A 23083-nucleotide genomic window follows, 5' to 3' on the forward strand; every position below is an offset into this window, starting at 1 on the left:
ACAGGCCGAGCATAGGCTCGGCCTGGTTAATGCGGGCCACGGCCGTGGCCCGCATGTTTACAGTGCGTCATCCAGCTCTGGCAAGGCGGTAAACAGGTCCGCCACCAAACCATAATCCGCCACCTGAAAAATGGGAGCCTCTTCATCCTTATTGATCGCCACGATCACCTTGGAGTCTTTCATCCCAGCCAAATGCTGAATCGCCCCCGAAATACCGACGGCAATATACAGCTCCGGCGCCACGATTTTGCCAGTCTGCCCCACCTGCATATCATTGGGAGCAAAACCCGCATCCACCGCCGCACGAGACGCGCCTACCGCCGCTCCCAGCTTGTCAGCCACCTTCTCCAGCAAATGGAAATGCTCGCTGTCAGCCATCCCCCGTCCGCCGGATACGACGACACGTGCTGCTGTCAATTCGGGACGATCTGACTTGGCCACTTCTTCACCGACAAAACGGCTCAATCCCATATCTTCAACCTGAGACAGCGTCTCAACAGCAGCACTGCCACCTTCGGCACTCACGGCATCAAAAGCGGTACCGCGTACCGTGACTACCTTCACCGCATCCAGAGACTGAACAGTCGCGATTGCGTTACCCGCGTAGATCGGACGTGCAAACGTATCGGCCGACTCGACCCGAATGATATCGGACACCTGACCAACATCAAGCAGCGCCGCCACACGCGGCATGAAGTTCTTACCGTTAGCCGTCGCCGGGGCCAGTATATGGGTATACCCCTCAGCCAGAGAAACAATCAGTGCCGCCATATTTTCGGCAATTTCATGATCGTACGCCGCATTGTCCGCCAACAACACTTTGGCAACACCTGCAGCCCCTGCAGCAGCCTGAGCCGCAGATTCACATCCACTGCCTGCCACCAGCAAGGTGATATCACCCCCTATTTTCGCAGCGGCAGCCAAGGTACTCAGGGTCGACGGTTTCAGCGCCTGAGTGTCATGTTCAGCAATAACCAGAATACTCATCAGATCACCTTCGCCTCGTTCTTCAATTTTTCGACCAATTCAGCCACATCAGCCACCTTGATGCCGGCTGTACGCTCAGCCGGGGCTTCAACTTTCAGCAACCGTGTGTGTGTCTTGACCTCTACATCCAAATCTTCCGGCGTCATGGTTTCCAAAGGCTTGCGCTTGGCTTTCATGATATTCGGCAATGAGGCATAGCGCGGCTCATTCAAACGCAAATCGACCGTCACGACGGCCGGCGTATTCAGCGCAACCGTCTGCAGCCCACCATCGACCTCACGCGTCACCTGAACCTGGTTGCCGTCGATCTTAACCTCGGATGCAAAGGTGCCCTGCCCCAGCCCAGCCAGTGCCGCCAGCATCTGCCCAGTCTGGTTATTGTCAGAGTCAATGGCCTGTTTGCCCATCAACACCAGATCCGGCTGTTCTTTTTCAACCACTCGGGCCAGCAACTTGGCAACCGACAGAGATTCCAGCGACTCATCACTTTGAACCAGAATGGCTCGATCCGCGCCCAGCGCCAGCGCCGTACGCAGCTGCTCCTGGGCAGCCTGAGGCCCCAGCGATACCACAACCACTTCGCTCGCCTGACCCGATTCCTTCAGCCGAACCGCCTCTTCAACCGCAATCTCACAAAAGGGGTTGATCGCCATTTTGACATTATTCAGATCAACATCGGTGTTATCGGACTTCACCCGCACCTTCACGTTGTAATCGATGACACGCTTTACCGTTACCAAGACCTTCATTGTCATACCCTTTGATTGTGTTATGAATCGCTGCAGCGATCTCACCTCTTATGGGTGTTGTTTCGCATCTTAACCACAGTTTTGAAATAAGCAATATCCCTTACACGAAAACCCTTTCCCTCGTACTTGCAGGCTATACGCTTTACAAATAAGGGTTTTTACTTATTATGTCTGCATACAATAATGTCATACGCTGTGGCACACAATAACTAGAAAAAGCAACCATCCACACCGATGGAGGAATTATCGTGAATCGCGAATCGATGGAATTTGATGTTGTAATCGTCGGCGCTGGCCCTGCCGGACTTTCCGCCGCCTGCCGTCTGATGCAACAGGCCCAGGCCGCCGAACAGGAACTGACGGTCTGCGTGGTGGAAAAAGGTTCTGAAGTCGGTGCCCACATTCTGTCGGGCGCCGTAATGGAAACACGCGCCCTGGACGAGCTTTTCCCCGACTGGAAGGAACGCAACGCCCCTCTCAACACCAAAGTCACCGAAGACCAGGTGTTCATGCTGAAAAACGAGACCAGCGCGGTTAAGCTCCCCAATGCCTTTGTTCCCAAAAGCATGCATAACGACGGCAATTACATCGTCAGCCTGGGCAATCTCACCCGCTGGCTGGGCGAACAGGCCGAGCAACTGGGCGTTGAAGTTTTCCCTGGCTTTGCCGCTGCCGAAGTCCTGTATCACGAAGATAACAGCGTCAAAGGAATCGCGACCGGTGATATGGGCGTGACCGCTGCCGGAGAGCAGGGTCCCAACTACATGCCCGGCATGGAACTGCATGCCAAGTACACTATTTTTTCCGAAGGATGCCGCGGCCACCTTGGCAAGCAGTTGATTGAAAAATTCGCCTTGGACAAGAATGCTGACCCCCAGCATTACGGGATCGGTATCAAAGAACTCTGGGACATAGACCCGGCCAAGCACCAACCCGGCCTGGTCGTACACGGTTCCGGCTGGCCACTGACCAGCGGCGCCAGTGGCGGTTTCTTCCTTTACCACACCGAAGACAACCAGGTAGTAGTGGGCCTGATTATCGACCTGAACTACTCCAACCCCTGGCTGAGTCCCTTCGATGAATTCCAGCGCATGAAACACCACCCCGAGATCAAACAGTATCTGGAAGGTGGCAAGCGCGTATCCTATGGCGCCCGCGCCATCACCAAAGGCGGCTTCAACACCCTGCCGAAAATGACCATGCCCGGCGCTCTGCTACTGGGCTGTGATGCAGGCACCTTGAATTTTTCCAAGATCAAGGGCATTCACACCGCCATGAAATCCGGCCTGCTGGCCGCTGAAGCCATTTCCGAGACACTGCTGAACGGGGACGAGGGCGGCCGGGATCTGGCCGGCTACACTGAGGCATACAAGACCTCCTGGCTGTATGACGAGCTTTACCGTGCCCGTAACTTCGGCCCGGCCATGCACAAGTTCGGTCCTTATCTGGGCGGCGCATTCAACTATGTCGACCAAAACTGGTTCGGCGGCAAGATTCCAGTCACATTGCACGACCTGCACAAGGATCACGAACAACTCAAACCGGCTGATGCATGTCCGGAGATCCAGTACCCGAAACCGGACGGTGTTTTATCCTTCGACAAACTGTCCTCAGTATTCCTCTCCAATACCAACCATGAAGAGGATCAGCCCTGCCATCTGCAACTGAAGGATGCCGGCATCCCCATCAACCAAAACCTGCCCCGCTATGCCGAACCGGCACAACGCTACTGCCCGGCAGGCGTGTATGAAATCGTCGAAGGCGATAACGGTCCTCAATTCCAAATCAACTCTCAAAACTGCGTGCACTGCAAAACCTGCGACATCAAGGACCCGGCACAGAACATCACCTGGGTCGTGCCGGAAGGCGCAGGTGGCCCCAACTATCCCAACATGTAAGTGCGACGAGAAGTCGCGTTTGCTGGCGTAAGTGCCTGTTTATAATAGGTATTTACGTAACGTGGTGTCAAGCGTCAGTCAGCTGGATGCCACTCGGTCGAGCCTTGAATCGACCACTTATCTCAACACTGCCCACCTCGGGCACTCATATTGGAGGGCTGCAAATACGCCCTCCACAGGTCACAACTCTGCGCGATTGGCGGCCTTGGCCGTTGCGTAGGGCACCTGTGCCGCGCCCCTGATCAGGGCACGGTTGGGTGTCGGCGGCTTTCTCAACCGCTGATTTGACCTGCACCTCGTCCAATGAAGACCTTTCCTGACCCTCTCCACCCTGTGGAACTGACACAACGTCGTCGTGGCTGACACTGATCAGTCACTACACTTTAGTCATGTCTGGCCAACCTGTTCAGGGTTGGCTGGGTGGGTAATGGAACAGCGGTCCGAACAGACCACAGGTGATTGAGGTGTTGGGATCAAACGCCAAAGCGTTCAGAGGAATTGTCTCACCGACTGACCGGTAGCGAGACCCGCAGTGTGCCCTGCGGTAGCCTAGGGATAGTGCAGGACGGGTAACTGTTTTGTGCGAAGCTTCCTGACAATGTACCCCCTCCTCGGAGGTGGCGTGGCCCGCGAGGGTGCGTCAGAGGCTGCGAGTGACGATGCGGCTTAGGGGCTAGGCTGGGCAATAGGATGAACGTATGTGAACCGTTGATAAACGTCGTTATGGGGACGGAGCCAAAGTCACTGACAGGCTTCAACCAAAAGGTATCTGGTTGGTTCTGGTGTTTTACATTCACCAGACGGCACCCTTCAACCAGCGGCGAAAAGACGGCATCTACGTTGCTCGTGTTTCTTTGAATGAACTCGGTAAGCCCGTATCCCTGCCCCCTGGGCAGGTCCATCGTAAGGTGGGCTGTTGGGGGTGCGGGTAGAGGAGGATGGAGAAAGCGAAGGCCGTGGTTAATCCCACGGATAGCAGCACGAAACATGGCTGCCAGCGAAAGCTGTGCCCACTTCCATCTGGTCTCGCGTGGCGAGACAACTGGGCAACCCTCGAAACGGGTCGCACGTTGAGGCTAGGCTGATCGTGTACCCAACAACTCAATTCCTGACGGGAACAGACCTCCCGTCAGGGCTGGTCCGTCTCCTGTTCAGGCTGTAAAGGAGATTAGCATGACCAGCAATCCGACTTCGGCGGATTCTGCACTCTCCGGCAGACCTGAAGGCTGGCACCAGATCGACTGGCGTCATGTCGAATGGACTGTCCGAGGGATACAGATTCGGATCGCCAAAGCAGCTCGTGAACGGAAGTGGCGCCAGGTCAAGGCCCTGCAACGCTTCCTGACGCGTTCGTTTTGTGGCCGAGCCTTGGCCGTGAAGCGAGTGACTGAAAACAAGGGCCGCAGAACTCCCGGCGTTGATCGGGAGCTATGGGGCACGCCCAAGGCCAAATGGCGGGCGATAGGTCGACTAAAACGACGGGGGTACAAGGCTTTGCCACTGCGCCGAGTCCGTATTCCCAAGGCAAATGGCAAGGAGCGCCTGCTGGGTATTCCAACCATGCGGGACAGAGCCATGCAGGCATTGTACCTGCTCGCCTTACAACCTGTGGCGGAAACCACGGCGGATCCGAACTCCTATGGATTCAGGCCGCAGCGGTCAACCGCCGATGCCATCACGCAGTGTCATCAGATGCTGTGTAAACGCGGCTGTCCCGAATGGATTCTTGAAGCGGACATACAGGGGTGTTTTGACCATATCGACCACCAATGGCTGGTTGACCACGTCCCAATGGACAAAAAGGTACTGCGCAGCTGGCTAAAAGCCGGCGTTGTCGACATGGGCCGAGTGTGGAAAACGGATGAAGGCACACCGCAAGGTGGCATTATTTCCCCCACACTTGCCAACATGGCTCTGGATGGTCTGGAGGCATTACTGGCTGAGCACTTCGGTGCAAAAGGCAGCAAACGGCGGCGCAAGACCAAAGTGGGACTTGTACGCTACGCGGATGACTTCATTGTCACCGGCATCTCGAAAGAGCTGTTGGAACAGGAAGTTAAACCGCTGATCGAGGTGTTTCTGGCCACTCGTGGTCTGAAGCTGTCACCCGAGAAAACGTGCGTGACTCACGTCAACCACGGCTTTGATTTTCTGGGATGGACCGTGCGCAAGTTCGGCACCAAGGTTTTGATCAAACCTTCCAGAAAGAATACCAAGGCGTTTTTGGACAAGTGCCGCGGTATCATCAAGGCCAGCAACGGAGTGGCCCAGGAATACCTGATCTGGCAGCTGAATCCGGTCATTCGTGGCTGGGTGAACTACCACAAGCATCAGGTGGCCAGTGATGCATTTGCTTCGGTGGATGCAGCACTCTGGAAATCACTCTGGAAATGGGCACGACGGCGCCACAACAACCGTCGACGCCGCTGGATTGCCAGACGCTACTGGCATACCGTCGGTAATCGGCAGTGGACGTTTGCCGTCCCTACGGCAGGTGTGGAGGCGGGTGAGAAAGCCGTATCACTCACCTATGCCAGCGACACACGGATAAAGCGCCATATCAAGGTCAAAGCGGAAGCCAATCCCTTTGATCCGGCATGGGAGGTGTACTTTGAGGAATTGAGCCGAAAACGCATGGAGGACTCGCTTCGCCATCGACGACGGATCAACACACTCTATGCGCGCCAGAAAGGGAAATGCCTGCAATGCATGAACCTGATCACCCATGAGACCGGCTGGCATGTGCATCACCTGATCCCTCGGGTACAAGGTGGGCCTGACACGCTGGAAAATCTGGTGTTATTACATCCGAACTGCCACCGCCAAGTGCATCACTTGGCAACATCAGTCACGTTGCTGGTTCCATTGGGAGCTTAGACGAGGCTTGAGCCGTATGCGGGGAAACTCGCACGTACGGTTCTTAGGGGGCTGGGGCGCAGCAATGCGCCTTGGCTACCCGACTGCTAGGACAAGACCACGGAAGACCGCCCTGCGGTCTTCCGCACCCTCTGCCAAACACCCAATTTCACCCCGTCATTTCGCGACCATTGTGCCCACCTCCCTGTGTTATAGTAGCCATCAACAGGCACGCCTGACGACTCCGTGCTCGCAGCGCAGTCAAGAATGCGAAACAACCCAGCGGAAACAGTATTTAACGGGCAAAAATGAACGAAATCCCAGCAGCCGTAGCAGCAGTCAACACACCCTCCGATGCCGTCAACACACATGATGCGGTGAACCGCCGCTTCAGCGTCGCCCCCATGATGGATTGGACCACCAGTGACTGCAGAGTCTTTCATCGCCTGATGTCGCGGCACACATTACTCTATACCGAAATGGTCACTACTGGCGCACTGGTCCACGGTGATGCCGCACGCCACCTGCAATACCATCACAGTGAGCACCCCGTTGCCCTTCAACTGGGCGGCAGCGATCCCAAGGCACTGGCACAATGCGCGCATATGGCTCAGGAATGGGGCTACGACGAAGTCAACCTGAATGTCGGCTGTCCCAGCGATCGGGTCCAAAACAACATGATCGGCGCCTGCCTCATGGCGCACCCCAAGCTGGTCGCCGAATGCCTGGCCGAAATGCAGGCGGCAGTGCGTATCCCCGTCACCATCAAGCACCGCCTGGGCATTGATGACATGGACAGCTTCGAGCACCTCCACCAGTTCGTTGATACCGTCAAGGAAAGCGGCTGCACAAGCTTTACCATTCATGCCCGCAAGGCCATTCTGGACGGCCTGAGCCCCAAGGAAAACCGCGATATTCCTCCCTTGATCTATGACCATGTCTATCGCATCAAAACACTTTATCCCGAGCTTGAAGTCATCATAAACGGCGGCATCAAAACGCTTGATGAGTGCGACACACACCTGCAACATGTGGATGGTGTAATGATCGGCCGCGAAGCCTACCAGAACCCCTGGCCATTGCTCAGCCAAGTCGATTCCCGGTATTTTGGCGACCATCATGAGATCCCCGATCGCATGGACGTTGCCCTGGCTTTCATCCCCTATCTTGAGCAGCGCCTTGCAGAAGGCGCTCCCCTCTACGCCGTGACCAAACACTTACTGGGGCTGTTTCACGGACAACGCGGGGGTAAACAGTTCCGGCGCTACCTCAGCGAAAACGGCCACCAGCGCGGAGCGGCAAGCGACACCTTCAAGGCCGCGCTTGAGTGCCTCACCCGCTGACGAACATTTAGGAAAATGGATACAGGACACCACCGATGGACCAGCTACAACAACTCAAACAGATGACCACGGTTGTCGCCGATACTGGCGACATTGACGCCATCCGCCAGTTTCAACCGGTCGATGCCACCACCAACCCCTCCCTACTGCTGAAAGCGGCCCAAGACCCCAAATATGGGCAGTTACTGCAGGAGTCACGCGACTGGGCCGACCAGATCAGCCAGGACGCTCAACTCCGACTCATCCACATGAGCGATCGTTTCAGCGTGCTGGTTGGACGAGAAATAACTCGGCTAATTCCGGGCCGTATTTCGACCGAAGTTGATGCTCGACTGTCATTTGACACCCAAGCCACCGCTGCCAAGGCACGACAGCTGATCGAGCAGTACGAAGCTCTGGGAATCAGCCGCGACCGCGTACTGATAAAAATAGCCTCTACCTGGGAAGGAATTGAAGCAGGCCGCCAACTTGAGCGCGACGGCATCAACTGCAATCTGACACTACTGTTCAGTTTCGCTCAGGCCCAAGCCTGCGCCGATGCGGGTATTTACCTGATTTCACCTTTTGTCGGCCGCATTCTGGACTGGCACCGCAAGCAGCAGCCGAACACCGATTTCAGCTCCGACAAGGACCCCGGTGTACAGTCAGTAAGCCGTATTTACCACTACTACAAAACACACGGCTACAATACCGTCGTGATGGGCGCAAGTTTCCGCAACATCGGTGAAATCCAGGCACTGGCAGGCTGTGACCGCCTGACCATCAGCCCTGCCCTGATGCAGCAGCTTGCCGAAGACCCGACGCGACTTGAGCAAAGACTCAACCCGGAAACCGGCAGCCCAGACCCAAAACAGAGCCTGGACGAAAACCAGTTCCGCTGGGCCATGAATGAAGACGCAATGGCGCAGGAAAAGTTGGCCGAGGGTATTCGCAACTTCGCAGCCGACCAGATAAAACTGGAACAGCTACTGAGCCAAATCTGACTTCAGAGCCATACCCGCCACTCCGGGAGCTGCTCAGCGGCAGCTTTCCAGAGTGGCCACCAGATCCTTGAACGCCTCTCGGTTGCTTTCATTCAGGCCAATGAGAACCCGATGAGCATCCAGAATACGTAAGCGCACCTCTTCTTCCGACTCCTGCACCAGCGGAACCTGCTTAAGATCACACCGATTGGCCGGCAGCTCCTGCAGCAACACAAACACCCGGTCAAACCCCATACTCAATAGAATACGAGTGATATCTTCCTGAGTGGAAACCAAAGTCGGCTGTGGCATGCCCTTTTCGGTTGCCTTGATCGCCAATTTGGCAATCAATCCCAAGGAAGTGCTATCAATGTTTTCAGTTTCGGTCAGATCAACCAGGGTGTCAGTCACATCCTCACGCTGCAATACAGCCTCAAGATGTCGCTCAATAGTGGAGCACAAGGTAAGACGCACATCGCCGACAAACTTCAGGACATAGTGCCCGTCACAGCACGCGTAATAAATCGCGCCATCACTCATAAAGACTCTCTACGTACAGTCATGATCGCAACATCATCGGGATGCACCCGTTCGACAGGCATCATACTCTGCAAAAACGCTGCTGGCGACCCCATATTATCGCGGCACAACCGCAACAGCGCCTGCTCCTTATCTGCCAGAGACTCGCCCGCCAGCACTTCGAGAATACCATCGGAAAACAGTGTCAGGGCAAAGCTGGCATCCAAAGCCAACTCGCACTCATCAAACACGGGATCCTCGAACAGACCCAGCGGCATGCCCCGCCCTTCAAGGAAGGCCACGCTCCCTCCCTGCTGCAGCACAGGCATCGGATGATGGCCTCCTACTGCATAGCTTAGCGTATTATTACGATGATCGATCAGGCCCACAAACATCGTTAAATGCTTGCCCAGCGAAGTCAGCAGCAACTCCTTGTTAATGCGGCGCAAGGTATCGGACGGCGACAGAATATCAAAGCTGGAATGACGCTTGTAATTGCGCAGCAAACGGTGGGTCATATTTTTCAGCAGCACTGTCACCAGCGCCGAAGAGGTGCCGTGCCCAGACACATCCGCCAGGTAGAACAGACTCAAATCATTATTGACGGCAACCGCATCAACAAAGTCCCCGCTCAGCAGCAGGGAGGGTTTAAGGCAATAGTCAAACTCAATGCCGTTGATAGATTGATGTGCTGGCGGCAATAGATTCTGCTGCACCTGCTGTGCCGCATGCTGATCGTCACGCAATTCATCCAGACTGCGCTCCAAACTGTCTCTAAGCCCGTGCACTTCCTCTATAAACTGTGCGCGGCGCAATTGACGCTCCACCGAACGTGCAAACAGCTCTGGATGCAGACTTAACTCATCGGCCACATACACGTCATCAGCACCATTGCGCAACGCGGCAACCAACTGCTCAGCTGTTCCCTCCTTGATCAGCGCCAGCAGCGGCTTGGGACTGATTCTCTGCGCCAACTGGTCCATCAACAGACTGCTGCCAATCGTCGCCAAATCAAAAATAATCAGGGAAACATCGAAGTGTTCGAGCTGACGATCAACCTCTTCGGCATCAGCGCACACAACCAGGCTGAGGCGCTGATGATCGCACAACTTGCAGAGCTCGAAGATTCGGTTAACCGTATGGGCACAGGACGAGAGCAGCAACACTCTCTGCGTATTAACTTCCATTGATCAGCCACTCACTCGACACTGATTCAGGAGTCTTCAACAGTATCCCCAAGCCAGCAGCGATGCAAGCCACGTCAAAAATCGCTATCGTACTGTACGCTCACAGCGCCATCGTTGATCAGGTACTCTCGACGCTGCAGGTAGGCATCACGAATAAAACCGTATCGATCCCCACTGATGATCTGCTCAGCCTTAAGCAGGCGACTGCGCGCATCCAGCAAGTCCAGACCATACAAGGTGTTACGCGTCGGCACATGATCCACATACACCACAGGTGCCGTTACCCAGTCAACGGACAACGCAGCACCATCACGCACGGTGCTTGGCCCCCAGAAGGGCACAACCAGATACGGACCCGAACTGACTCCCCAATACCCCAGTGTCTGGCCAAAATCTTCAGAATGCTTTTCGATCCCCATTGGGGTCGCTACATCGATAAAACCGGCCAGACCAAACGTCGAGTTGAACGTCAGACGCGCCAGCCCCTTGCCTGCCGCTTCGAACTTGAGCTGTAGCACACTGTTGAATACGTTGCTGACATCACGCAGGTTTTCAAAGAAATTACTGACCCCGGTCTCGGCAATATCAGGCGTTACATACCGATAGCCCTGTGCCAAAGGCTTCATCGCATAGCGATCAACCGTTTCATTAAAGTTGAAAATGGACCGGTTAAGCCCCTCCCAAGGGTCTTGTTCGGTTTCCGCCCAAACCGGTGCGGCTACCAGAGCCATACCCAAACCGGTTGCAGCCAAACCGGAGCGCAGTGTAAAAGAGAGCATCACGTATCCTTAACAAGCCGACTCATTATAATCAGGCTATTTTAACGGGGGCCTTCCGCTGAGGAAAGCGCTGACAGCAGCAAGATCATACCGAATACCGCAACAATGCAAAAAGGCTCCCGAAGGAGCCTTTTTAAACACTATCCAATATCAAGCGATATTAGAAGTCCAGGCGGTAGCCCAGAACCAGAGTGTCTTTAGCAACAGTTTTGGCTTCGCCTTTAACCATGCTGTAGATGCTGGAAGCGATTGCCTGACCTTCAGTATCGAAGTCAGTGTAGCCTACGTATACGCGACCACGCTTGCCCAGTTTCTGTTCAACTTCAACACCCCACTGGTCGCCGTCCAGGTCAGCTGCACCAGTAGTTTCGATTTCAGCGTTGCCGTAGCGCGCTTTGAAAGAAGTTGCGCCCATGGTGTAAACACCAGCGATTTCCCAGTTGGAGAAATCAGTGTTCTGAGCATCGATAGAACCGTCTACGTACTTACCAGCAACGGTGAACGCATCGATCTGGTAAGAAGCGGCAACACCCAGGATTTCCCAGTTGTCAGAATCGTTGGCAGCACCGTAGGAGATACCAGCGTCCAGACCGTTTGCAGCATAGTTAACGCCGATGTTGTACGCGTCCAGATCTTCTTCAGCCGGGTTATTGTCGCTGCCGCCATCCATTACGATACCAGCAACAGCCTGCAGGCCGTTCATGTTCGGAGTAGCGTATGCAACAGTGTTGGACTCACGCTTGTGCGCGATGTTACCGAACTGGAAAGCTTCGCCGAAATCGTTACCAGCAGAGTTGAAGATGCCAGTTTTGGATTCGATCATGGTGTAGAACGGGTGGTACTGACGACCGATCAGCGCGGTACCCCAGTTACCAGTAGCGCCCAGGTATGCCAGACGGCCAGAGCCCCAAGCACCGCTTTCAGTGCTGACAGCCTGTTCGAAAACGAACAGACCTTTGGTGCTTTCCAGACCCAGGTCTACATCACCTTTGATACCGATACGTGAAGATTCGTCTTCAACGTTCAGTTTCTGATCATCAGCGCTTTTGATACCGGCACGGAGAGAACCGTACAGAGTAGCGTCAGCCTGAGCGACGATCGGAGCAGTCATGGCACCAGCAACAGCCAGAGCAATCAGTGACTTTTTCATCAACATTTCCCCTTCATTCAACATACTAGTAGTGAATTCTAGTTTTTCTTAAGCACACGAAGCGCTCCCAGAAAAATACTATAAATCCAGATTATTGCAAACCAATGAACGCAAAAACCTTTCCATTTTTTGCGCTATTTCGCCTGCGATGTTGCTTGGCAATTGCTTTCCATAGCGAGGAAATAGACTCGCCGCCGTCGAGCAACTACCTAAATTTGCCGCATTACACCACAGCACCGCCGGTGGTGCAAGCGCAACACCCCATATTATGCAGGCTTGCGCCATTGTTTGATGCTTATCAAAAACACCCAGTTCCCGACACTCTCCAGAGTGTCGCACTATAGCGATTTATAATACCTGAAGCGCTTGTTTGAGGCGCTTTTCCGATACACTTTCACGGGTCCCCAGTTGCTGGGCAAACAGCGATACCCTGTACTCTTCCAGCAACCAGCGAAAACGCACCAGGTCATGAGGACGCTCATTGCGCGCCCGGCACTCCTGCTCTTTTTTCAGATATTGCTGCCGCAGGGCGGTCAACTGCTCTGACCACAGTGTCTGCTGACGCAAATCCCTCTGATATTTATCCAGTCGCATTTCGATCGCCTGCAGATAACGCGGATATTCCGATAGCCAGTCAGACTCGGTTTCCACCAGATAATGTCGCTGCATTAACTCAGCCAACTGCTGTTTGATATCATTAAGCACCGTGACCGCCTGCAAATTAATACGCCCGTTTAACTGTTTATTAATTCGATGAATGGACTGATGGCACGCGTAAACAAACTGCCCCAGGACTTCAACTTCCTGTGCAATATTCATCCGCATCCGCTCACACAGCGAATTAAACGCCTCCGCAGTACGCGGCAGACTGGCGACCGCCAATCCGGCAGCTTTCCGTGCCGCTACTAACAACACATCATCTTCCAGCTCTCTGCGGTCAAACAGCTTGCCACTCAACATCAGACTTTCCGTCAAGCGCGGTATATCACGGCGCAAATATTTAAGCTGCTGAGCCGGCAAAGACAACAGCAGCAAGCGAGCAACACCCTTCAGACTTTCATAACACGCCAGATCGGCCGAGGGCAGCACCTTTAACTCGACACTGGTCTGCATATCCATCAGCGCCGGCCAAGCCTCGACCTCTATACCTCCCGCCTGACGCAAAGACACCGAGGCAGGCAAATCGCCAAAACTCCATGACGTCAGCCCCGATTGTCCCCAATGCTCGGATGGGCCCGACTGCAACGCAGCTTCCGCACACTCCCCATAGCGTTCATTCAACGCCGCCCAGTCACGCCCCTCACCGACTACCTTGTTGCGATCGTCACGCAGCCGCAAATTGAAACGCAGATGTTCCTCCAGCCGCACGTCCGCCAACTGCTCCGGCTCCACACGGGTACCGGTCATCCGTAGAAGTTGCAGTGACAGGGCCTCGTGGAGATCTCCTTCCGCGAACACGACTGCGTTGCAAAACGCCTCGGCATAGTTGGGGACAGGCACGAAATGTTTGCGCATTTGCTTGGGCAACCCCTTCAAAATAGCGACAACCTTTTCTTCCAACATCCCCGGCACCAGCCACTCCAGGCGCTGCACCGGTGCAACACGCAGCAGCGCCAGTGGCAATTCCAGCGTGACGCCATCGTCTTCGGCGCCCGGGGCAAAGTGATAGGTCAACGGCAGATCAATACCGTCTAAAGGCAGGACATCAGGAAAACGCACCCCGGACACATGGCCGGTATCCCGCTGCAGAATATCCTCCTCACGCATGAACAGCGCTTCCGGATTCTGCTGTTCAACCTGCTTGCGCCAGTGCTCAAATCCCTTGCCATTGACAACTTGCGTACCACTCAACACCTCAAAGCGCTCGGCATAGAACCGATATAACTGCTCTTCGTCCACCAACAAATCACGCCGGCGCGATTTATCTTCCAGGGCCACGACTCCCTCAAGCAACCGGCGATTATGGGCAAAAAATGGCGCCTGCGTTCGATACTCGCCTTCAACCAACGCACTGCGAATGAAAATTTCATGGGAAATCACAGGATCGATACTGCCGTAGTTGACCCGGCGCCGCGGTACGATGATGACACCAAACAGACTGACTTGCTCCTGCGCCACCACTTGAGCACGTTTCTTTTCCCAATGCGGCTCCATCCAGCTGCGCTTAACCAGGTGCATCGCCAACGGTTCGATCCATTCCGGCTCGATACGCGCCACCTGATGGGCAAACAGCTGACTGGTTTCCAGCAGCTCAGCTGCCATCACCCACTTGGGTGCCTTTTTAAACACACCTGATGCAGGAAAAATCTTGAAACGCCGGTTACGTGCGCCCAGGTACTCTCCCTTTTCCTGCTTAAAGCCTATATGGCTTAGCAAGCCGGCCAGCAGGGAGCGATGAATGACCGGATACTCGGCGGGCTCCGTATTTTCCCTCAACCCAAGCTCACGCACACTGAGTAACAGTTGCCGATGGACATCCCGCCATTCGCGCAGCCGCATGAATGACAAAAACTGTTTTTGACACCAGCGCCGCAGTTGGCTTTGGCTCAACTGCTCGCGCTGCTCGTGCCACAACTGCCATAAATTCAACAGCGTCATGAAATCCGATTCTTCGTCGGCATATTCCTTATGCTTCTGGTCTGCTGCCTGGCGCTTGTCATGAGGACGCTCGCGCGGATCCTGCACACTCAACGCACTGGCAATCACCAGTATTTCTTTCAGCGCCCCCTGTTTGGCCGCTTCAATCACCATCCGTGCAATGCGCGGATCGACCGGCAAGCGCGCCAGCTGCCGCCCGACCGCTGTCATGCCACGACGGCCATCCACGGCACCCAACTCTTCCAACAGCTTGTAGCCATCATTAACCAGACGTGTATCCGGTGGATCTACAAAAGGGAAATCCCGAATATCGCCTAGCTTCAATTGCAGCATTTGCAGAATGACGGCTGCCAGATTGGTACGCCGTATTTCCGCATCCGTGAACTCCGGCCGCGCCAGGAAATCGTCTTCGGAGTACAGCCGTATACAAACCCCGGGAGCTACACGCCCACAGCGTCCCGCTCGCTGGTTGGCACTGGCCTGCGATACGGCCTCCACGGGTAATCGCTGCACCTTTGAGCGATAACTGTAGCGCGAGATACGGGCCTGTCCGGGATCAATGACATATCGAATACCGGGCACGGTCAGTGAGGTTTCCGCCACATTGGTCGACAGCACGATACGACGCCCGGCCTGACGGCTTTCATGGAATACCCGGTTTTGTTCCGTCAGCGACAGACGGGCATAGAGAGGAATAATTTCGGTATCGCGTAACTGCGCCCTGCGCAACGTCTCTGCGGTTTCGCGAATCTCGCGCTCGCCCGGAAGGAAAACCAGAATATCGCCAGGACCGGCACCCCTTTTCTCCCGATCAATAGCCACCAGTTCATCCACCGCTGCAAGAATACCCTGCTGCAGGTCAACCGCCTTCTCGTCCTCGCCCTCCATCTCGTGCAACGGCCGGTACAGCATTTCCACCGGATAAGTGCGCCCGGACACCTCAATGATAGGGGCATCGTCAAAATGCTGAGAAAAACGCTCCAGATCAATAGTCGCCGATGTAATAATGACCTTCAGATCCGGCCGGCGCGGCAAAATGCGCTTGATATATCCCAGCAGGAAATCGATATTGAGGCTGCGTTCATGAGCCTCATCAATAATCAGCACTTCGTATTGTTCGAGAAAACGGTCCTGCTGTGTTTCAGCCAGCAGGATGCCATCGGTCATCAGTTTGACCTGTGTTGTATCCGACACCTGGTCATGAAAACGAACCTGGTAGCCGACCCGTTCCCCCAGCGGGGTTTTCAGCTCTTCGGCAATGCGCGCTGCCACAGTACGTGCCGCCAGCCTGCGCGGCTGGGTATGCCCTATCATGCCAAAACACCCCAACCCCAGCTCCAGGCACAGCTTGGGCAGCTGGGTAGTCTTACCGGAGCCGGTCTCACCGGCCACCACAACCACCTGGTGTTCAGCGATCGCCTTCAGCAACTCTTCACGACGTTCGGCCACCGGCAAATCGGGATAGTCCGGAACCGTCGTCAAGTGCTGCAGCTTTTCTACCCGCGCACACGAATCCTGGATGCGCTGTGACAAACGTACCAACCTTTCAGCATCAGGCGGTGACTGGCACTTGATGCGATCCAGCTCACGACGCAGATGAAAGCGCTCGGCGATACGACATTGATTCAGCTGTTGTTGGAGTGTCTTGATAGCGTTGGACAAAACGACTGCGACCCTGTGGCAGGTGAATGAAACAGCCGCGTATTATCGCTTAACCCCTGACCGATTACTAATGAACAGCACGTCCGCGCAACGCCAACTCTCTCAGCTGACGACGACAGACCTTGCCGATGGGGGTACGCGGCAACGCACGACAGAATTCCACCGTTCTTGGCACCTTATAGGCTGTCAAGCGCTCGCGACAATAGTCCCGCACCTGGCGGATGGACAAGCTTGAATTCGCTGGCACCACATACAACCTGATCTGCTCATTGCCGTCACTGTCCGGCAGCCCCACCACGGCACACTCCAAAACATCAGGATGGCTGGCGATAATGCTTTCCAGCTCACTGGGGTATACCTTGAAACCGGACACATTAATGATCTCTTTGCGCCGATCAATAATTTTCAGATATCCATCCACATCCAACTGACCAATATCCCCGGTATCCAGCCACCCTTGCTGAAGTACCTCCTCGGTTTCCTTGCGCTGATGCCAGTACCCCTCCATCAATTGAGGGCCACGCACCCAAATATTGCCACTTTCGCCTGTAGGCAAGGGCTGGCGGTCCACATCCAGAATTCGCACCTCCGTACCCGCCAGAGGCTTACCCACCGTCCCGACACGAACCTGGCCCGGACGGTTCACACTGACCACTGGTGAACATTCCGTCAGGCCGTAGCCTTCACAGATCTCTCCACCGGTAACATCACGCCACAACCTGGCAACCGAATACGTCAGCGCCATGCCCCCGGAAATGGTCAATTTCAATGATGAAAAATCCAGCCGTTGGAATTCAGGCTGTTGGCACAGATGAGTCAGCAGAGGATTGATGCCGGCCAGCACGGTAGGTTCAAGACGATCCCAGCACCGAATCAAAGCCCTGGTACGGCGCGGATCAGGTATCAGCTCGACATGGGCCCCCACACTGAACATCAACAGCGTCAAGGTGAAGGAATAGATATGATAAAGAGGAAGAGGCTGTAACAAGCGCTCACGTCCCGGCTCCGTGTACAGCTGCAATACTACTCCCAGCTGCGCCAGATTACTCAACAGCGCTTTCTCACTCAGCATGGCACCTTTGGCCGGTCCGGTCGTACCGCCGGTATATTGCAGCAGTGCCGGCCCGGTATTGGACACTACGGGTCGCCACACCCGCCCGGCCCCGATTTGCAGAACATCCGGTAACGACACCTGAATGATGTCAGACCCGACTCGGCCGCCACGTAGACCACGACCGGCCTTCAGCCGTTTCAGCCTGACCAGCAGATTCAACCACTGCCGCCGAGCAACAGAGTGCAGATCACCCAATTCGGTCGTAATCAGATAGTTCACTTGAGATGTCGGTGCCACCGACAACTGCTCCGGCGCAACCGGTGCCAACGTCACCCAGGCTCGCGCCCCCGAATCACGCAACAGTCCGGCCGTCTCTTCCGACGACAACATGGGATTGGCATTAACCACCACCAAGCCGGCCCTGCGCGCACCAAACAGCACAACCATATACTGCATGACGTTCGGCAGCTGCAGCAGAATACGATCGCCGGGTAGAAGATCCGTTTCATGCTGGACCCAGGCCGCAAAGCGCCGTGCGCGGCGGTCCAGCTCGGCAAAACCTATCACGCCGCCCATATGCCCGAAAGCAGGCCGTTCGCCAAAACGCTGCGCCAACTGAAGCAAAAGATCAGATAAACTGGCAACGTCCGGACCAACCGCCTTCATGCTCTACTCCTTCAGCTGCGCCTCAACTTCCCCATCCACAAACACAACCAGCTCACCGGGCTCAAGCTTCTGCCACTGCTCGTTATCGGTCAAGGGGTCTGTCGCAATTACCGTTACCACATCATTCGGGGTTGTTTCAGCGCCAAAATCCACACTGACCTCGCAATCCTTCAGGCTCGCCTCGCCAAAAGGTGCTCGTCGCGTAATCCAGGCCAGGCGCGTGGTGCAATAGCAGAACAGGTGAACGGATTCACTGAGCAGCATATTAAACACCCCCAGCGCACGCAGTCGTTCGCAACAGGCATGAATAAAGTGCAGCAATTCGCCTCTGTCAGCGGGGCATTCGGGATAACGCTGCCGAATCTGATCCAACAGCCAGCAAAAGGCATATTCGCTGTCGGTGGTACCTACCGGGTGGTAAAACGTCAATGGCCAGTCAAAGACCGACTTGTCCAGCTGTCCATTGTGCGCAAAGGTCCAGGTATGACCCCATAATTCACGACTGAAAGGGTGAGTATTTTCCAGACACACCGTGCCCACATTCGCCTGGCGAATATGACTGATGACCACTCGACTCTTGATCGAGTAATCCGCCACCAGGCGGGCGATGCGCGAGTCGGCGCTGGGCTCGGGGTCATGAAAGCTGCGCAGCCCCTTGCCCTCGTAAAAAGCGATACCCCAGCCATCCCTATGTGGCCCGGTGCGACCGCCACGCTGCATCAGTCCGGTAAAACTGAAGCAGATATCCGTCGGCACATTGGCACTCATCCCCAGTAATTCACACATGCTTCAATCCTCCTTGCGGCCCAGGGTAATGCGATCCGGAAGGGTATCAATGAGCGTATGCTCCAGATCTTCGATCAAACCCTCACCTTGTACCGGCACTTCCGGCCGGTACTCCAACCTTGGAGGCGACTGCTGCATGCGGCGCTCCCCCAGAAAACAACCCTGCGGATCGATACTCAACTTGTCACTGCAAACCTGCCCCCTGACCTGCCCGCCTCGCTCGATATGCAGCGATGCACAGACAAGATCACCTTCCAGCAGCCCACTGACATTGACATGCTGCGCAACAAGGCTGCCACGCACCACCCCATGCCGCCCGATCGAAACGTCATCGACCGCTTCCAGGTGTCCTTCCACGACACCATCCACATGTACCTTGCCGCTCACACGCATGTCCCCCGTCAGCTGATTGCCGCGGGCAATAATGGTTACTGCGTTCCGGCCTGATTTAGCGGATACATCGCGCTTAAGGATTCCCACGGCACCTCCTCAACTTCGGTAAACAGGGCATTAAAATTATCCAGCCCCCACTGCAGGAAAGGCTCGGGGTTCAGGGGTTGATACATGAAGCGCACCTCGTAATGCAGATGCGCCCCCGTTGAGCGCCCGCTGTTGCCACTCAATGCCACCTGCTGCCCCTTGTGCACGAAGGTGCCGCTCTCGACCTGCACTTCCTGCAAGTGCGCATAATAGGTTTTAAAGCCGAAATTATGCTGCAAAACCACCAGGTTGCCAAAACCACTGCCCTTGCGATACCCGGCGTACTCGACAACACCGTCAGCCGTGGCATAGACAGGCGTACCCTTGTCCGCCTTGAAATCCATGCCATTGTGCATTTTGCGAGTTTTCAGTACCGGGTGTCGTCGCATGCCATAACTGTCATTGATCCTCTCGGCTGACACTGGCACACCATTGGGGATACTGTGCAACAGGAACAGACGTTGCCGCGCAGCCATGCGCGTCATCTCCAGCCGCTGCTCCATGCTGACCCCTTTGGGCGCCTGCACCAGCCCCAGGCGCGTTTCCAATGAGCTGAGCGTTGCACCGATCTCCTGATTTTCCTCTGCCAGACGTGCCCGCTCTGCACTCAAATCTGAGAGCGAACTGCCCAGCTCATCCAGTTCGGATATATACAACTGCTGCGTTCCCAACAGCAGCTGATACTGTTCGCTCAGATCCTGATGATCACGCTCCAGGTCATTTAAATCATCATGCGTTTTCACCAGCAACCAGTTGGAAACAAAAAAACTGAGCCCCGACAGCAAGACAAACGTCAACAGCAGGTAGGCCAGTAACTGATGCAGAAAAATTTGCCGTGACCCGTGGCGGGTCGTCAGCGTCAGAATCAACTTGCGTCGCAAAAGAGATACCCTGCAAATCAAAAGGAGCCACTATAAGCGATTAGCACGCACACCTCCATGTACAAATCACTCGGGATATGCGTGTTAAGCTGACAAGTTTGACGGCACCCTGTCGATTTTACGTTAGACTGATCACTGGATTTCAGCAACCCAGCGGAGTAGATGGATGTTACCGCTCAGTATTTATTTCTCGGACGAATACCGACTCCTGTCCCGCCAGCAGCTGGCCAAAAGCCTCGGCCAGTCCTTTGCACTCCCCGGTCAGTCACTGACCGACAGTTGGCAAGCTCTCAAGCCCTATTTGCCGCCATTACAGGGACATCACGAGACCGAGCCGGACGAACTTGCGCTGATTGACCTTGCACAAACACAACCCTTGACGGCCGAAGCCGCAAACCAGTGTTTCAACCGCTACCTGAAGCACCTGGAGCAGCCCGGCCCGTCCATCCTACTGATCAACCCCGCCGACTTGCATCCCCGTTACGAAGCTCTGAAGCGAAAGCTTATTCGCGAAGGGGTCTGCAATCGCCTGCACGCCCTGGCCCTGTCGGCACGGGAAAACCGCCATCACCTGATCCTGCGCGTTCCCGGCGAAGAGACCCTGGAACTCACACTGGAAATACTGGCAGCCTGTCTGGCCCGGCCCGATCTGGACAACTGGGGCCACCTGGGCATCTGCCTCCATACCAGCAGCAAGCGTATACTGCCGACCCTCGGCTGGCTGGAGCATCTTGGCCGCTCCTTGAATACCCGCATTCCGATCAAACTCATCAGCGGAATGCCCGAACCGGAAGAAATTCTGAACGCACAGCAGGCTGGCTATATACGCTACCCGGTACTAACCGACCCCGAGCAATGCCGTATCAGCCATGAGCTTTGCCAGTATTTCCTCCAGAGCCCCAACAACCAGAGTTTACACGCTTCGCTGTTGTCTCATCACCCGACACCCGAACGCTTTGAACCGCCACCGGCCCCCTCGGATATTTTTCTGCCCATCCGCAGTAACGTTGTTGGCACACCGGCAGGACAGACTCTGACTGATACTGCCCTGACCGACGCACTGGCACAACGCAGCCGGCAGGCCTTTGATGCCAAACCCCTGATCAACGGGGCCAGCCTGTCTAATGAGACGACCCGAGAACGCCTGAACCCGGCGCAGGTTGAGCAGACACTGGGGCAACTGCACCCCGCCACGGAAGAGCAGGTTCGTCAGGCCATTGAAGCCGCACAGGATAATCAGCAGTCCTGGAACCTGGCCGGCATCAAGCAGCGTACCGGTATTATCCAAGCCTGGGCCGAACGCCTGCAACAGGAACAGCATGCCCTGATTGCGACCTCAATCCATGAAACCGGGCTCAGCGTCCGTGATGCGCAGGCCGACCTGCGCACCGCCATCAACCTGTGTTATTACTACTGCAATCAGGCTCACACCAAGCTTACTCCCCGCACGCTGCATGGCTATCAGAACGAAGACAACCGGTTGGAACTGCACGGACGCGGCATCTACCTATGCCTGACCGATCACAACGAACCCTTCGCCACAGCTATCGGCCAACTGGCGGCACTACTGGTCAGTGGCAACACTGTCCTGTTGCACCCCGATTCGAGCTGTGTCGCCAGCCTCAGCCAGGCGTTCGGGCTGCTTCTGGAAGCCGGGCTGCCGTCCGGCGTCCTCGCCGTCCTGCCGGGCGACGCACGGGTCTCACAATGGCTCCTGGAAGACTACCGCATCAGCGGCGCAGCCTGCTTCCTGGCGCCAGGCCGCACCGCTGAAGTCAATGCGCTGCTTGGCAGCCGCCGCGGTGCTCCCATCATTCCTCTGCTGTCACACAGCAGCATGCCCGGCACCCAAATTATCGCACGTCGCTTGAGCCCCCCGGAGATACGCGCCTTACTGCACAGCGCCTTTGGCAATGCCGGACAACAGCGTACAACACTGGGCACCCTGTATATTGAAGCCTCCATTGCCGATGAAATCGAACAGCAGCTGGCCAGTGCCATGCAGCAACTGTTGCTGGGCGACCCGACACAACTGGAAACCGATATCGGCCCTCTGAGCCGCCGCGATCAGATGGAGCTGTGTTTTGAGCATATAGAACGTTTTCGATTGCGTGAGCGTGTGATCGCCCAACTGGAACTCGGGGAGCAGCACAATCATGGCTACTACGTACCCCCCACTCTGCTACGGTTGTACACGCTGGACGAACTGTCGGCTCCCATCAGCGGACCGGTGCTGCACCTGATTCGTTTCGAACGTGAACACTTGCCCCGCGTACTGGTAGAGATCAACCGTTACTGTCCGGGGCAGGCCAGTGGCCTTTATTCCCATAACGCCGCGTTGATCGAGGAAGTCGAAAGGGATTTGCAAGCCAGCCGCCTGCTGCTCAACTGCCCACTGTCGGATACGTCCGCCAGCATCCACCCGGCGGGCAGCTCGGGCTTCTCAGGCACGGGCCCCCTTTATGGAGGCCCCAACTACCTTATGGCTTTTGTCCGCGAGCGGGCCACCACACGCAGACGCTGATA

16 protein-coding genes are annotated in these 23083 nt (G+C 55.6%); 5 read left to right on the forward strand and 11 right to left on the reverse strand.

The window, feature by feature from the left end; translation table 11 throughout:
- Window positions 1–57 precede the first annotated feature (57 nt).
- Complete coding sequence (locus H1S06_RS06580) at window positions 58–987, reverse strand: electron transfer flavoprotein subunit alpha/FixB family protein (RefSeq protein WP_181738431.1); 930 nt, start codon at window positions 985–987, stop codon at window positions 58–60.
- On the reverse strand, window positions 987–1736 hold the full coding sequence (locus H1S06_RS06585; RefSeq protein ID WP_181738433.1) for an electron transfer flavoprotein subunit beta/FixA family protein: 750 nt from the start codon (window positions 1734–1736) through the stop codon (window positions 987–989). Before H1S06_RS06585 ends, H1S06_RS06580 begins: the two co-directional genes overlap by 1 nt.
- A gap of 263 nt (window positions 1737–1999) precedes the next feature.
- Here H1S06_RS06585 and H1S06_RS06590 point away from each other — a divergent pair, with 263 nt between their 5' ends.
- The 4 genes from H1S06_RS06590 to tal all read left to right on the forward strand — a co-directional run bounded on the left by H1S06_RS06590 (window position 2000) and on the right by tal (window position 8816).
- Window positions 2000–3634, forward strand: coding sequence for an electron transfer flavoprotein-ubiquinone oxidoreductase (locus tag H1S06_RS06590; protein ID WP_220183795.1), 1635 nt, complete (start codon window positions 2000–2002; stop codon window positions 3632–3634).
- 1173 nt (window positions 3635–4807) lie between these two features.
- Window positions 4808–6511, forward strand: a complete 1704-nt coding sequence (ltrA, locus tag H1S06_RS06595; RefSeq protein ID WP_181738437.1) for a group II intron reverse transcriptase/maturase — start codon at window positions 4808–4810, stop codon at window positions 6509–6511.
- 287 nt (window positions 6512–6798) lie between these two features.
- Window positions 6799–7833 carry a tRNA dihydrouridine(20/20a) synthase DusA gene (gene dusA, locus H1S06_RS06600; protein WP_181738439.1) on the forward strand — a complete coding sequence of 345 codons (1035 nt, stop codon included), beginning with the start codon at window positions 6799–6801 and terminating at the stop codon, window positions 7831–7833.
- Between the two features lie 35 nt (window positions 7834–7868).
- On the forward strand, window positions 7869–8816 hold the full coding sequence (tal, locus tag H1S06_RS06605) for a transaldolase (RefSeq protein ID WP_181738442.1): 948 nt from the start codon (window positions 7869–7871) through the stop codon (window positions 8814–8816).
- A gap of 33 nt (window positions 8817–8849) precedes the next feature.
- On the opposite strand, the gene H1S06_RS06610 is transcribed toward tal, so the two are convergent.
- The 9 genes from H1S06_RS06610 to H1S06_RS06650 all read right to left on the reverse strand — a co-directional run bounded on the left by H1S06_RS06610 (window position 8850) and on the right by H1S06_RS06650 (window position 20557).
- On the reverse strand, window positions 8850–9335 hold the full coding sequence (locus tag H1S06_RS06610) for an STAS domain-containing protein (protein ID WP_181738444.1): 486 nt from the start codon (window positions 9333–9335) through the stop codon (window positions 8850–8852).
- On the reverse strand, window positions 9332–10501 hold the full coding sequence (locus tag H1S06_RS06615; RefSeq protein WP_181738446.1) for a PP2C family protein-serine/threonine phosphatase: 1170 nt from the start codon (window positions 10499–10501) through the stop codon (window positions 9332–9334). Before H1S06_RS06615 ends, H1S06_RS06610 begins: the two co-directional genes overlap by 4 nt.
- 74 nt (window positions 10502–10575) lie before the next feature.
- The gene (locus H1S06_RS06620; RefSeq protein ID WP_181738447.1) at window positions 10576–11280 is read right to left on the reverse strand and encodes an MlaA family lipoprotein; all 705 of its coding nucleotides are present in this window, start codon (window positions 11278–11280) and stop codon (window positions 10576–10578) included.
- Between the two features lie 160 nt (window positions 11281–11440).
- Window positions 11441–12430, reverse strand: coding sequence for a porin (locus H1S06_RS06625; protein WP_181738449.1), 990 nt, complete (start codon window positions 12428–12430; stop codon window positions 11441–11443).
- 348 nt (window positions 12431–12778) lie between these two features.
- Window positions 12779–16690, reverse strand: coding sequence for an ATP-dependent RNA helicase HrpA (hrpA, locus tag H1S06_RS06630; RefSeq protein WP_181738451.1), 3912 nt, complete (start codon window positions 16688–16690; stop codon window positions 12779–12781).
- Window positions 16691–16757: 67 nt separating this feature from the next.
- Complete coding sequence (locus tag H1S06_RS06635; protein ID WP_181738453.1) at window positions 16758–18410, reverse strand: AMP-binding protein; 1653 nt, start codon at window positions 18408–18410, stop codon at window positions 16758–16760.
- Between the two features lie 3 nt (window positions 18411–18413).
- On the reverse strand, window positions 18414–19196 hold the full coding sequence (locus tag H1S06_RS06640) for a class II glutamine amidotransferase (protein ID WP_181738455.1): 783 nt from the start codon (window positions 19194–19196) through the stop codon (window positions 18414–18416).
- A 3-nt stretch (window positions 19197–19199) separates the two neighbouring features.
- Complete coding sequence (locus tag H1S06_RS06645) at window positions 19200–19676, reverse strand: bactofilin family protein (RefSeq protein WP_328515321.1); 477 nt, start codon at window positions 19674–19676, stop codon at window positions 19200–19202.
- A complete protein-coding gene (locus H1S06_RS06650; protein ID WP_181738458.1) occupies window positions 19625–20557 on the reverse strand; it encodes a M23 family metallopeptidase in 933 nt (310 codons plus the stop codon). Before H1S06_RS06650 ends, H1S06_RS06645 begins: the two co-directional genes overlap by 52 nt.
- Before the next feature lie 166 nt (window positions 20558–20723).
- Between H1S06_RS06650 and H1S06_RS06655 the strand changes: the two genes are divergently transcribed.
- Window positions 20724–23081 carry a proline dehydrogenase family protein gene (locus tag H1S06_RS06655; RefSeq protein ID WP_181738460.1) on the forward strand — a complete coding sequence of 786 codons (2358 nt, stop codon included), beginning with the start codon at window positions 20724–20726 and terminating at the stop codon, window positions 23079–23081.
- Window positions 23082–23083: the final 2 nt, after the last annotated feature.

Origin of the sequence: Marinobacterium marinum (assembly GCF_013868415.1) — a bacterium.
Taxonomy (GTDB): domain Bacteria; phylum Pseudomonadota; class Gammaproteobacteria; order Pseudomonadales; family Balneatricaceae; genus Marinobacterium; species Marinobacterium marinum.

Coding starts and splice junctions, on each gene's coding strand:
- H1S06_RS06655 (WP_181738460.1), top strand. CDS start 20,724: ATGTTACCGCTCAGTATTTATTTCTCGGACGAATACCGACTCCTGTCC.
- H1S06_RS06590 (WP_220183795.1), top strand. CDS start 2,000: ATGGAATTTGATGTTGTAATCGTCGGCGCTGGCCCTGCCGGACTTTCC.
- H1S06_RS06625 (WP_181738449.1), bottom strand. CDS start 12,430: ATGAAAAAGTCACTGATTGCTCTGGCTGTTGCTGGTGCCATGACTGCT.
- dusA (WP_181738439.1), top strand. CDS start 6,799: ATGAACGAAATCCCAGCAGCCGTAGCAGCAGTCAACACACCCTCCGAT.
- H1S06_RS06620 (WP_181738447.1), bottom strand. CDS start 11,280: ATGCTCTCTTTTACACTGCGCTCCGGTTTGGCTGCAACCGGTTTGGGT.
- ltrA (WP_181738437.1), top strand. CDS start 4,808: ATGACCAGCAATCCGACTTCGGCGGATTCTGCACTCTCCGGCAGACCT.
- tal (WP_181738442.1), top strand. CDS start 7,869: ATGGACCAGCTACAACAACTCAAACAGATGACCACGGTTGTCGCCGAT.
- H1S06_RS06580 (WP_181738431.1), bottom strand. CDS start 987: ATGAGTATTCTGGTTATTGCTGAACATGACACTCAGGCGCTGAAACCG.
- H1S06_RS06635 (WP_181738453.1), bottom strand. CDS start 18,410: ATGAAGGCGGTTGGTCCGGACGTTGCCAGTTTATCTGATCTTTTGCTT.
- H1S06_RS06640 (WP_181738455.1), bottom strand. CDS start 19,196: ATGTGTGAATTACTGGGGATGAGTGCCAATGTGCCGACGGATATCTGC.
- H1S06_RS06615 (WP_181738446.1), bottom strand. CDS start 10,501: ATGGAAGTTAATACGCAGAGAGTGTTGCTGCTCTCGTCCTGTGCCCAT.
- H1S06_RS06610 (WP_181738444.1), bottom strand. CDS start 9,335: ATGAGTGATGGCGCGATTTATTACGCGTGCTGTGACGGGCACTATGTC.
- H1S06_RS06585 (WP_181738433.1), bottom strand. CDS start 1,736: ATGAAGGTCTTGGTAACGGTAAAGCGTGTCATCGATTACAACGTGAAG.